This is a genomic window from Abyssibacter profundi (assembly GCF_003151135.1).
Classification (GTDB): Bacteria; Pseudomonadota; Gammaproteobacteria; order Nevskiales; family OUC007; genus Abyssibacter; species Abyssibacter profundi.
In genome coordinates this window covers 71,535-83,800 of sequence record NZ_QEQK01000014.1, presented here as the reverse complement: position 1 = coordinate 83,800, position 12,266 = coordinate 71,535, and the positions used below count along the sequence as shown (strand labels likewise).

The 12,266-nt window shown below is 64.5% G+C and carries 11 protein-coding genes; 4 read left to right on the top strand and 7 right to left on the bottom strand.

Annotation, left to right across the window (positions count from 1 at the left end; all coding sequences use genetic code 11):
* Window positions 1-251: 251 nt before the first annotated feature.
* From DEH80_RS14490 to DEH80_RS14480, 3 genes are read right to left on the bottom strand one after another with little or no spacing between them, the layout of a single operon-like run.
* Window positions 252-710, bottom strand: a complete 459-nt coding sequence (locus tag DEH80_RS14490) for a hypothetical protein (RefSeq protein ID WP_133249261.1) — start codon at window positions 708-710, stop codon at window positions 252-254.
* Window positions 640-1,614, bottom strand: a complete 975-nt coding sequence (locus DEH80_RS14485; protein WP_133249260.1) for a hypothetical protein — start codon at window positions 1,612-1,614, stop codon at window positions 640-642. The genes DEH80_RS14490 and DEH80_RS14485 overlap by 71 nt, the downstream gene beginning before the upstream one ends.
* Complete coding sequence (locus tag DEH80_RS14480) at window positions 1,556-2,506, bottom strand: LysR family transcriptional regulator (RefSeq protein ID WP_109721226.1); 951 nt, start codon at window positions 2,504-2,506, stop codon at window positions 1,556-1,558. The genes DEH80_RS14485 and DEH80_RS14480 overlap by 59 nt, the downstream gene beginning before the upstream one ends.
* Before the next feature lie 98 nt (window positions 2,507-2,604).
* Between DEH80_RS14480 and DEH80_RS14475 the strand changes: the two genes are divergently transcribed.
* From DEH80_RS14475 to DEH80_RS14460, 4 genes are all read left to right on the top strand, one after another.
* Window positions 2,605-3,321, top strand: a complete 717-nt coding sequence (locus tag DEH80_RS14475) for a pirin family protein (protein WP_109721225.1) — start codon at window positions 2,605-2,607, stop codon at window positions 3,319-3,321.
* Window positions 3,318-3,665 carry a DOPA 4,5-dioxygenase family protein gene (locus DEH80_RS14470; protein ID WP_109721224.1) on the top strand — a complete coding sequence of 116 codons (348 nt, stop codon included), beginning with the start codon at window positions 3,318-3,320 and terminating at the stop codon, window positions 3,663-3,665. Before DEH80_RS14475 ends, DEH80_RS14470 begins: the two co-directional genes overlap by 4 nt.
* Window positions 3,666-3,776: 111 nt before the next feature.
* Complete coding sequence (locus DEH80_RS14465; RefSeq protein WP_109721223.1) at window positions 3,777-5,273, top strand: amidase; 1,497 nt, start codon at window positions 3,777-3,779, stop codon at window positions 5,271-5,273.
* 60 nt (window positions 5,274-5,333) lie between these two features.
* Window positions 5,334-6,032 carry a SanA/YdcF family protein gene (locus DEH80_RS14460; protein ID WP_109721222.1) on the top strand — a complete coding sequence of 233 codons (699 nt, stop codon included), beginning with the start codon at window positions 5,334-5,336 and terminating at the stop codon, window positions 6,030-6,032.
* Here DEH80_RS14460 and DEH80_RS14455 read toward each other — a convergent pair.
* From DEH80_RS14455 to DEH80_RS14440, 4 genes are all read right to left on the bottom strand, one after another.
* Entirely contained in the window at window positions 5,980-6,267 is a 288-nt protein-coding gene (locus DEH80_RS14455; RefSeq protein ID WP_133249259.1) for a hypothetical protein, read from the bottom strand. The genes DEH80_RS14460 and DEH80_RS14455 overlap by 53 nt on opposite strands.
* Window positions 6,268-6,428: 161 nt before the next feature.
* Window positions 6,429-8,249 (bottom strand): DUF1302 domain-containing protein, encoded by a 1,821-nt coding sequence (locus DEH80_RS14450; RefSeq protein ID WP_109721220.1) that lies wholly within the window; start codon window positions 8,247-8,249, stop codon window positions 6,429-6,431.
* A 19-nt stretch (window positions 8,250-8,268) separates the two neighbouring features.
* Window positions 8,269-10,476, bottom strand: coding sequence for an alpha/beta fold hydrolase (locus DEH80_RS14445; protein WP_109721219.1), 2,208 nt, complete (start codon window positions 10,474-10,476; stop codon window positions 8,269-8,271).
* Window positions 10,477-10,657: 181 nt separating this feature from the next.
* On the bottom strand, window positions 10,658-12,265 hold the full coding sequence (locus DEH80_RS14440; RefSeq protein ID WP_109721218.1) for a glycerol-3-phosphate dehydrogenase/oxidase: 1,608 nt from the start codon (window positions 12,263-12,265) through the stop codon (window positions 10,658-10,660).
* Window position 12,266 lies beyond the last annotated feature (1 nt).

Below are 12,266 nucleotides of genomic sequence, written 5' to 3'. Positions count from 1 at the left end.
GCTGTTTGAGCCCGCGCAGCGGGCGAGTTTCCGACCCGCCCGTCGCCGGCGAGCATCGCAGGGCAGTCGTCGCGCCGCAGGCGCGCCGACCTGAGCAGTGGCATCCGCCCTTTTCCGCCCCTTTTGGGCGCGCAAAAGGGGCTCGGCCTTCAGGCCGAAAATGATGGGCAATACGGTTTGACGCGCATTGACGATTTCGTGGGTATGCAGTCATGTCAGCAGGGAAGAATCCCGCTGTCGGTACGCCCTGGCTAAAACTGCAACCGCCCCGCCGGCGCCAAAGCCGCCGCCCGCTCCAACACGGCGTCAACATCCGACCGCATGGCGGCAAGGTCCGGCTGCCGGGTCTTGTCACGAGTCTCGATGATCGACGGATAGTTCTCGCGATATTCGTGGATCTCTGCCAGCACGCTCAGGGCCGCCGCACGGCGTTGTGGGCCAAGCGCTTCGAGCTGCTCAGCAAGCGCGAGAATATCCAGGTCCATCGACAAGGCCAGATAATCGCGCGCAGCGTCCACTTCACCAACATCAAGCTGACGCGCGACGTACATCGACTCGGTCAGCTTGGCGATCTCGGCATCGATGGCCGGTCGTGCTTGCGGCGCCGGCGTCACGGGTACCGGTTCGGGTGGGTTCAGCCTAGCGACGCCCAGGCCCGCGAGGAACATCAGCGGAATCGCTGCGATCAGAATCAGTCGGCTGGCGGGCATAGATGATCGTCTCCGAGTCATTGGCAGGCATGTCAGCCGGCGGTGGTGCGGCGCTGGGGTCGAATTGCAGGTGGGCCACCCGCGTCCCGGGCGCGCAGCGCTGATAGCTCACCGTATAGAGGTCATCCGGGGGCGTGGTGATCTCGTCGTCGCCCGGCGCCTGGGTGGTCTGGTGGGTTACCTCCAGGGTAAGCAGACGGCCGCTGCTATCCATGACGGTATTGCCAATCATGGTGACGCGGGTGCCGTCGTTCTCGACTCCGGAGGAGCGGAAAAGCCCGCGCGCCAGGCTCCATCGACCCTTGTAGCCGTAGGTTACCTCTGCGGTCTGCAGACTGACTTGATCCGTACCATCGGCTCTTACGGTCCAGAGCTCGCCCTGGCAAGCGTCATCGGTGGACCAGGTTCCGAGAATGCTGCGTTCGGTGGCTGGCACCCGAAAAAACACGGTTTCCCAGGCTTTTTGATTGGCCTGATCGATATCTGATGAGGCGGTGAGCAGGGATTCGTTCAGACGTTGGCAGGCCGCGTGCAGCTGGTTGGTTTCCATCGCCGCCAGCTGCTGCCGCTGGAATCGGGACGCGGCATTACGCGTCGCACGCCAGTTTCGCTCCACCTCGTTCTGAACCAGCGTGTCCAGCGGGTCGAGCTTCAGATCATCCGACACCAGCTGGGCGAAGCGGCCCTGCAATTCATCGGCCAGCGCTCGATTGCGCTGGTCCCAGGCTTCGAAGGCCCCTTCGACACCAGGCGCCGCCGACCGCGCGTGCACACGGCAAACGTTGGCGTATTCCTCAATGGAGAAGTAGTAGGCCAGCAACTCGCCGATGGCCGCCGCAACCGCGTCATTCGCGTGGTTCGGCGTCGGGGTCGCCAGCAGCAGGCAGGGGATCAAGCAGAGCAAGAATCGGTTCATAGGTGCTTAGTGTACGGACAAACCAGTCCATCGCGCGGCCCTCGCGGTCGGCGCGCCAGACCAGCTTGAACAGCGCGGGTTCCCGCTGAATGCCGACGTCTCTGACCACCAGACGGCCGGCGGTGACTTCGGGGCCAGCAATGCACGATGGCAGAAAGCCCACGCCGAGGCCATCGAGCTGGGCGGCGAGCTTAGCAGCCACGCTGGGCACGCTCAGCACATCCTGTTCAGGCAGAAAACCGCTGGAGCGCCCCGGCAGGGTCCGTGATGTATCGCTGACCACCACCGCACGATACTGCCGCAACACATCGGCCGTGATCGGGTCGGGGTGCCCGGCCAGCGGGTGGTCGGCCGAGACACAGAACAGAAACCGGACCCAGCCCAGCGTTTGCGAGCGCATCGCCGGCTCTTGTGGCAGCTCCCCGGTCACGCCAATGGCCAGATCGGCCCGACCCGCGGCCAGGGCATCCGTGGGCCCGCCATACACCTCGGTGAGCAGGCGCACACGTGGGGTGGTTTCACGCGCATCCGCGTAGAACTGCGTGAGCAACGGCATGAGTCGGGAGACGCCGATGATGTCATCGACGGCGATGCGGATCTCCGATTCCCACCCGGTGGCCATGCGGCGGACGCGATCTTCCAGGTCTTCGGCCTCGATGAGCAGGCGGCGCCCGCGCTCCAGCAGTTCTCGCCCGGCCTCGGTCAACTGGGCCTTGCGACCGCTACGGTCGAAGATCGCGACGCCCAGATCATCCTCCAGCTTGCGCACCGAATACGTAATCGCCGAAGGCACGCGGAACAACAATTCGCCTGCACCGGCGAAACTGCCCGCCTGGTCGATGGCGTCCATCACGCGTAAAGCATCGAGCGTCAGTTTCATGGGTCAGGGAATCTGAACGTGGTGCCGCAAATGTTTCGCTTTTCCTGAACCGGCTGCAACCGCATCGTTTGATCCCTGCACAACGACGAGGACAACACATGGAACTGCGTCCCGGAGAATTACGTGGGCGGTCGAGCCATGCTTGGCTGGAGAGTCGCCACAGTTTCTCGTTTGCCAGCTACTACGATCCGGCGCGCATGGGCGTCTCGGACCTCCGTGTGCTCAATGACGACCGCGTTGCGGGCGGTGGGGGGTTCCCGCCGCATGTCCACTACGACATGGAGATTCTGACCTATATGCTGGAGGGCCAGCTCGCACATCGTGACAGCACCGGACAGCAGGGCGTGCTGGAGCCCGGCGACCTGCAGGTCATGAGCGCCGGTCGCGGTATCGAACACAGCGAGATGAATGCCTCTGACCAGCATCGCCTGCGGTTCCTGCAAATCTGGATTGTTCCGCAACAGCAGGGCCTGGAACCAACGCATGACACCTTGCGCCCCGACGCAGACCAGCTGCGCCAAGGGTTCCAGCCTGTCGCCGGGCCTGCCGGCGCAAACTTCAGCCTGACGCTGCACCAGCAGGCCTCCCTGCATCTGGCCTGGCCCGATGCCGCGGCGGTGATGCCCCTGCCTCGGGATCTGGCGCGGCCGCTGCGCTACCTCCACGTTGCCGATGGCAGCGTCTGCGTGGCCGGCCAGCGGCTGATCGCCGGGGATGCTGCGATTCTGTCCCTGCAGGACGACGCCCCGATGATCGCCGATGTGCCCAGTCAGGTGCTGCTCTTCGGGTTGCGCGACCAGACGGCACGGCCATGATCGTCCAGGCAGCATCTCACCCCGCCTGGTTCCATCTGCACATCTACTTTGATGCGCAGACCCAGGCCACCGCCCGGCAGCTCCGACAACAAATCCTCATGGAGGACTGGCCGCTGGCCTATGTCGGTACGCTCATCCCCCACGCAATCGGGCCGCATCCACGACCGATGTTCGAGCTTCATGCGGCGTCGGCGCATCTGGATGCTGTTTGCGCCAGACTGGAAGCACGGCGTGGCCCGCATTCCGTACTCATCCACCCGGTGCAGGCCGATGAGTACGCTGCACACACCCGCGATGCGCGGTGGCTCGGGCCTGCGCTGGCACTGCGACTCGACCGGCTGTGACCGCGACCACCATTGGCTTGCTCAGCCCGCAGTGGCTCGTTACGGTCAGCCGATCACAGGCAGTACCGCCCATCAGCGGCTGCCCGGCCCCGACCCAACGAGAACCACACTATGAATGCCCTGCCGGAAGGAGACGCCCTCCACCTTGCCGAACTCGTCCGCAGCGGCGAGGTCAGCGCGAGTGAGCTACTTGAAGCCGCCATCAGCGCCGTGGAGCGCCTCAACCCGCAACTCAATGCGGTGATCGGCAGCTTGTATGACGATGCCCGCTCGCGCACCCAACTGCCGCTCGGTAACGGGCCGTTCGCTGGCGTCCCCTTTCTCATCAAGGATTTGCTATCGGACTACGCCGGCCACCCGATCAGCTCCGGCAGTCGATTTCTCAAGGACTACGTCCCCGAGCAAGACAGTGAAATGGTCGTGCGCTATAAGCGCAGCGGGCTGAATATCTTCGGCAAAACCAATACACCGGAATTCGGACTGACCCCGTTCACCGAGCCCCAGCTCTTCGGCCCGACGCGCAATCCCTGGGACTTGGACCGCACGCCTGGTGGATCCAGCGGCGGAACCGGGGCCGCCGTCGCGGCAGGTCTGGTCCCCATGGCCGGGGGCGGAGACGGCGGTGGCTCCATTCGTATTCCGGCCAGTTGCAATGGCCTGGTTGGGCTCAAGCCCACCCGGGGGCGCAACCCCACCGGACCAACCCGTGGTGACATCTGGTTCGGCTGCGCCGTCGAACACCCGCTGACCCACAGCGTCCGTGACAGCGCTGCGGCCCTGGATGCACTCAGCGGGGCCGAACCGGGCGACCCGCACCGCGCGCCGCCGCCGGCAGGTCGCTATCTGGACGCCATTGAAGCCCCCGTGCGGCCGCTACGCATCGCCTATACCGGCGTGCCACTGCTGGGAGATGACATGGCGCCCGAATGCCTCCAGGGCTTGGAGCAGACGGTCACCTTGCTCGAATCGCTAGGCCACACCCTGGTCGCTGACCACCCGCCGATCAACCGGCCGGCTTTCGTCGAAGCATTCATCGTGCTCTTGGTCGCCGAGACAGCGGCCGACGTCAAGGACTTCGCCCGCAAAATCGGTCGTATGCCGCGTAAGGGTGAACTGGAACCCACCACGGCTGCACTGGTCCGGCTGGCGGGTAGCTTCACGGCGGACGAGTTGGCCCTGGCGCTGCGCGAGCTGCAGGCACAGACCCGCGCCTATGGGCGGTGGCTGCAAAACTACGATGTCCTGCTCACGCCCACCCTGGCCGAACCTCCCTTTGTCATCGGCAAATACCAGCCGGGCCTGGCCGATGCCCTCGGCATACAGGCGCTCAACCGGCTACCGCTGGCCGGTTTGGCGAAACGATCCGGCCTGATCGAGAAAATGGCGCAGGACATTTTCCGTTTCATTCCGAACACGCCGCTGGCCAATGTCACCGGTGACCCGTCGATCTCCTTGCCGCTGCACTGGTCTACAGACGGATTGCCGGTGGGCATGATGTTCTCGGGCCAGTTTGGCGACGAGACCACGCTGCTACAGCTGGCGCGGCAACTGGAGATCGCCCAGCCCTGGGCGCAGCGCAAACCGTCGCTGCACGCCGCTTCGCTTTAGCGCGGGAGAGTCCGCGCGCGGCTGCGCGGGGCGGTAGACTGTTCAGTCGTGACGAAACGCATGCTGATGCTACTGACGGGATTGCTGGCCGCACTTGGTCTGGCCGTGCTCGCCTGCAATCTCTGGGTCATCCAGAGCACGGACGCCTTCCTGTACGACAGCCCCACGGCCATCCCACCCAAGGGCGTGGGCCTGGTGCTGGGGACCAGCCCGTGGAGCCGGGAGGGCCGGGCGAACGCCCATTTCCGTGGGCGGGTGGAATCGGCCGCCCTGCTGTACAAACGTGGCGCCCTGCAACATGTCTTGCTGTCGGGGGCCAACCCCAGCGATCGCTATAACGAGCCCCGCGCCATGTACAAGGCGCTGGCTGAACTGGGCGTGGACGGACAGGACATGACCTTGGACTTTGCAGGCTTTCGCACGCTGGATTCAGTCGTGCGCGCCAAGCAGATCTTCGGGCTGGACGAACTCACGCTCATCACCCAGCGATTTCATGCTTATCGGGCTGTGTTCATCGCCCGCCACCTCGGCCTGGATGTCGTGGCCTATACGGCGCCGACCATCCCCCGGCGGCGGTCCTACCGAACGGAAATCCGCGAGGTCTTCGCCCGGGTCAAGGCGGTGCTGGACCTGTTCTTCATCGATAAGCAGCCACGCTTTCTGGGGGAACGCGAGGAAATCAGGCTCGATGGCGACCAAGCCGAGTCTAACGCTTCGGAATCCAGTCCATCGTCACGGTCTGCTCCACCGGATTCGTAGGCACCGGCCGCGGCTTCTTGACCGGGTTGGTCTCAAAGTGGTGGATGCCGTCATCTCGCATCCACTTACCGCCATATTCCGTCAGAAAGGCTCTCGCAACGTGGTGCGGCACGGCCTCCCCTTCGAACATCGGACGCGGTAGGGTTACGCCGGCGAGCAGCTCCTGCGCGGCATCGGATTCATCCACGGCCAGAAGCGTGCCGCTCTCATTCGCGTAAAGCTTTGCGTACTGCATGCAGTCCCCTCCCTGGGCTGGCGACAGCCTATGCCGAGGCGCGTCCGGCCGCAACGAAACAGGGCGCCCGAAGGCGCCCTGTGGTTCTCCCGCTGCGTGACGGGCCTGCATCGAGCCGGACAAATCGGCATCGTGTGGGCCACGCGGACCTCCGCGCGTGCCTAGAAGCTGTAGCTCAGCACGGCCTGGGCGTAATCCCGGTCACCCAGCAGGTTGTACTGCCCGGCACCCTGGAACACGGTATACCCCAGTTCCAGCTCCCAGCGATCGAGATAGCGCGTGTTCAGAATCAGGTTGATCTGCTCACGGCCTTCGACATGGTTCGATAGGGGCGTCGGCGAGGTCCCGTTGACATCGTGCTGCCACAGAATGGTCGGCTCCATGACAAAGCGGTTGAACACGTTGTTGTAGGTCATGCGCGCAGCCAGGCGATAACCCCAGGAGAACGCTGTGGGATAGCCGCCAATTTGCTGGGGCACGCCCAGGGCCGCCGCCGTTGCGGCATCACCGGGGGTATAGGTCCCGGGAGCTTCCAGGCGCAGTTCGTCGAGTTCGGGCATATCTTCCACATACATGCCCGCCGCCTCGAAGACCACGGTGGTCTGATCCACGCCAATTGGTGCCCAGGGACCAAGAATCTTGGTCAGCCCCAGATTGACCTGGTTCACGCTAAACCGCCGGTAGCCCACGATCTCCTGTCCGCCCAGCGCCGAACCCTGGATCGGTGCGACCTGACTGGAGACACCCAGCCCGGCGAGCAGCAACTCGACGTCGTCGATTTGCAGTGGCTGGTCATCTTTCCGGCTGACTTCGCCCTGCAAGGCCAGCCCACCAATAATGGTGGTGTTGAAGGACAGTCCGTAGAGCTTGATGTTCTCCGGATACACGAGCCGGTAACCGGATTCAGTGGACGGATCGTTGCCCGTCGGCCGCGAGCGCCCCGACACCAGCGGCAAACGGCTGTGATAGTTCGCAGCGTAAAGGCTCAGGTCCAAATCGTTTAGCGCCGGGATGTACATCCGCAGCGCGCCGCCGAACTGGTCTTCACTGTCGGGCTCACGATCCGGCAGGCGGGTAATGGCCGCACCAAAGGGCACGCAGGGCGAACCGTCGGAGCAGACCGTCAGCGGGGACGCGTTCTCCGGCGCCCGACCGAAGCCGATCTGGGCGGTGATACCACCGATACCGGCGAAATCATTGGTCGAAAAATACGTACCGCTGGCGTCAATCACCGTCTTCTCCCAATCCAGCTGGTAGAAGACGTCCAGTGACGCGTAGTCCGTCAGATCGGTCGATGCCCAGACCATGGACACCGGCCGGTACACCTCCTCCAACTGGAAGCCGGGGACCCGCAGGTGGTTGACGTTAAAGGACAGAACGCTATTGAGGCCGTTCTGGACAAACGTCGATTCACCCCAGTTCAGGGCTTGCTTACCGATGCGAAAAGCCAGGTAACGACCGAAGACGTCGAAATCGCCATAGACATAGGCATCCAGCAGGTCGGCATCGTTGCCGACCTCGTCCTGAATGGCACTGCGCCGGGCCGCTAGGTCTTGTGCATTGAGGGTGTCGTCCGGCAGCCCCTCGTGATCTGCCGGGTCGAGAAACGCTTCGTCCTGCAGAACCACATCGTAGGTGTAGGTGCCTCGGACAAAGGCTCCGAAGTTACCCCAGTTAAACGACAGATCAGACGTCAGTTTGGTCGGGGCAGCGAAGACATCGCCCTTATCGAACTGCAGGTTGCCATCATCACCATTGGTGGAATACGCCAAGCCGGCCTGGCCATCGGCGGTCTGGTTCGCCCGGCCGATAAGCCGACGGTCCTGGGATTCCATACGCACTGCAAACCCGGTGGTCAGGTCGCTGTCGATGCGGATGGAGGCATCGCCCAGATCAAAGTCGAGAGCCACTGCCGGCCATGCCGCCAGTGAGGACAGGGCAGCCAGGGTCAGACCGGCTGCGCGGGTGTGTTTCGTCTGCATGATTAACTCCTCGCGCCGCTTATTGGGCAGGTGCCGGACAGGACTGGCCGACCGGCAGGCATACGCCGCCGGAGCCGAGGAAATTCGCCATCTCGGTCTGCATTTCAGTGGTGGCTGCCAGCGAGGCGGACGGATCGAGAATCGAGCCGTGATCGCCCGCCGCAAAGCGCACGACCGCGCCGACACCGCTGGCATCGCTGGCGAGTAGCAACGCGGTGGTTTCACCGGGAACCACGTCATCCACCACGTCCAGCCCCATCTGCATGTACAGCGGATCGGTGCCGCTCAGCGGGCCGGGAATCGTCACCCGATCATTGGCGGCCGTTTGCGGGCCGGCGGGCACGCTGTTGGGCACCACCTGGTCGCCTAGCACCTCGATCATGTGGATCGGATGGCTGGCCCTAGCGTCCGCGGCAAAGTTGATTGGGTCCGTGGTATCCAGCACCAGTTGTGAAAAGCGCAGGAAGGTTTCGAAGGTGTCCCCACCCTCGTTGAACCCGGCCGCTTCCAGCCCCTGCGCAACCACAGGCCCAAAGGCCAGCGAGCCGTCCAGCAGCTTGGCGATGCCGCCGCCGGGCATGGCCAGCGTGGCCGCGCCGATGTCGGCGTTCACGCCCAGCAACGTCGTCCCGACAATACCGCCAAGGGAGTGGCCGACGAAGGCCACCCGGGACTCGTCGATCTCATCGGTCTGGTTATCGCCATCCAGGTCCAGCAGCCCAACGGACTTGGACAGTCTCGTCAGGTCGGCCACCGACTGGCGGATGTTGTCGCGAGCCGTCAGCAGGCTGACCAGATTCACGAAGTGCTCGCCCGAGGGGTCCGCTGAGCCATCTGGACCCGGCGCACCGGTTTCGTTGTTGACGTAGTCGACATCGAAGGTGCGCTCAGAGACGCCGTTAATCCGGAACGCGGCGACGCTTGATTCCGGCGAGATGCCATGCAGCGGATGGTCGATGGCGATTACCACGAACCCGGCAGCTGCCAACGCCGGCGCGACCGCGAACATGTCTGTGCGATTGCGCGTGACGCCGTGTTGGAAGATCACCACGGGCCACCCGTTGGCCGGCATGCTGCGGCCACTGTTGGCGTTCGGCACGGTGAGCAGAACAGGAATGGTCTGGGTGCTCTGCGCCACGGGGACCGGGAAACAGGTCGTCGTGCTGACACTGGGGCGCAGCGGCTCGCTGCTGCCCGGCAGCGTTGCACCCTGCGCGAAGGCACCACAGGGCACCTGCCCCAGGAACGTCGCGTTGACATCCGGCTGCGCCGGGTCCGCTTGCCAGATGCTGCTCAGCGGCGCCGTTGGATTCTCCTGACTGGGCGGCTGCAGGTAGTACTGGGTCTGGAAGGTCCCTGCGTAAATGTCCGCCACTGGCGGCAGGCCCAGATTGAGATCACCGGTGGTCAGCGTGCCACCCGCGCCGTTGGGCACCGGTTGCACGCCAAGCGGCGCGGCGGTCGCCTGGGCGTGCACCGCCCGCAGACTCTTGCCAATGGATTGGGTGGTGAACGGCCACGCCAGCACCAGCTGCGATGCCGGAATGCCAGCCGCTTCGAGACCTTCAACCGTCGGCCGAATGACCTGGGATCGCAATGCCTCCAGCACGCCCTTTTGTTGCGCGGTCAACGTCGTGAGCGCGGGTACATCCTGCTCCGACACCGGCGTGTCGCTGGCAGCGACTTCAAACAAGGCCGATGGCTGGGCCGGGTGACCGGCCTCGCTGCGCAGCGCCCGTGTCAGCGCCACGACGTAGCGGGTCTCCGGCGCCAGCGGCCGCAACGGCTGGATCAGGAGGCGGGAACGCTTCTGGTTGATCGGCACACCGTCCGCATCATCCACGGCCGGGTAGTCCTGCACTTCATAATCGATGCCGGGGACCAACGGCGCGCCCGTGGCGGTGTTGATCACGATCACGCCCTGGGCCGTGGTCGAGAAATCCACCGCGCCCAGCAAATCGGTAAAGATCGGTGCCGTCGTCGAAAAGCCGTCGACCTGATTCGCTGCCGTCACAAAGGGTGCGTCGGAGCCGTTGGGGATATTCAGCGTGGGGTCAACAAAGCCCGAGAAGAACGCATCGATCGGGAACGGCACCACCGCGCTGGCGGCGACGGGGTCGAATAGAGAGAGCGCAATCTCGTTGATCGGCTGCTGCTCGGCGTCCTCATCGACGCTGCATCCAGCCAGTAGCCCGAGCGCAACCGCGCCGGCAAGCCAGTACTTCATGGCAGTCCTCCAGTGCACCTATGCATGACTTCGGTCTCAGATGGACCGATGGGGCGCGATTGTGGAGAGCCGCCTGTCAATGGCGCGTGAAGTGAACAAGCCGCACCGTACCGCTGGTCGGGCGATCGGCACCCTCTGTGTGGCACAGAGGGCCGTCGGCCGGGCCGGGGCCGGCCTGAAGCTAATTACGAGGTGAAATACCCGGCCACAGTGCCAACGCCGCGTCGCACTGCGCCTCGATGGTGGTGTCATCCCAATCCAGCTCAGGCGCCATCAAATGGGCGGCGTTGCGCGCCAGCTCTTGATCCGGCGCGAGCATGAGCATGACGGGCAGACGTCGTCGCAAGACGTCCACGAGCGAACGCGCCATCTCATGACGTGCGGCGTAGGCCACTTCCGCACGGATAAACGGACATTGCTCGTGCAAGCGCATGGCCAGCGACGGTTCGGTGCGGACCATGTCCAGCACGGCCTCCGTTTGGGTGCCATGGCGCTTGACCAGCCATGCGGCGGCCCGCTCATCCACGCCCAATGCGCGGGCGTCAGCCTCGGCCTCGGCCCGCCATTGGCCCACGTCGCCGCTGGGCGCCCAGGCCAAGGGCTGCTGATCGGTGCGCCGCGTCCCTCGCGCTGGCCCCAGTTCGGCGCGGGCCATATCGACGATTGACTCGGCATCACCGCGGGCAGTCGTGTACTTACCGCCAATGGGCATCCATAGTCCCGGCTTGGCCTTACGGACCATGAAGTCCCGAGACACCGCGGATAAGGACCCATCAGAACCACCCATGAGGGTTCTCACACCGGCAAAACAACCCCGGATATCCTCGCGTCGCCAGTTGGCCTGACGCAGCGCCCGGTTGGCCTCGTCGAGCAGATACTCGGCCTCGTCTTCATAAACCGCCAGGTCCTTAGGGTCTCCCTGATAATCGGATTCCGTCGTGCCGATGATCGTGTGGTCGTACCAGGGGATGACGAAGAACACCCGGCCATCCGAGCGTGCGGTCAGCAGGAACGCATCCTTTGGCCCCGGCAGCTCCGGCATCATCAGGTGCACGCCCTTGATCAGCTTGTAGTCGCCAACCACCGACCGGCCGCCGGCAAGATCGGGCGCCCACGGGCCCGCCGCATTCACCGTCAAGCGGGCCCGAATCTGCCCGGTACCGCCCCCGAGCCGATCTTCAATACGCGCGCCGATGACGCGGTCGCCCATGTACAAGACCTCGGACACGGCCGTGTGATTCGCCACCATCGCCCCCGCGCGCTGAGCGGCGGCCACCACTTCCAGCGTGACGCGGGCATCGTCTTCCTGACAGTCCCCGTAGGAAAAACCGCCGATCAGGCCCTCGGTCGACAAATACGGGAAACTGTCCCGTAGTTCCAAGGCGTCGAAGCGGTCGTGAGGCGCCACGGGCTGCCCCCGGCCGGCCAGCAGGTCATAAAGCGCCAGCCCAATGCGCATCTTCCAGCTGGCCACCCGATCCCCCTCGTACTTCGGAATGACGAAGCGAATCGGGTCGACCGCATGCGGCGCAATCCGCGTCAGCGTTGCGCGCTCGGCCAGGCCATGGCGCACCAAGCCGAAGTTGAAGTGCTCCAGGTAGCGCAGCCCGCCGTGAATCAGCTTGCTGGAGGCCGATGACGTGCCGGCAGCCCAGTCGGTCTTGTCGACCAGAGCCACCCGGTAGCCTCGCAAGGCGGCATCGTAGGCCGTCCAGGCCCCGTAAATGCCGCCGCCGATGACCAGCAGGTCAACGCTGGCATGCTGCATGGCGGCAAACTGTCGATCCATG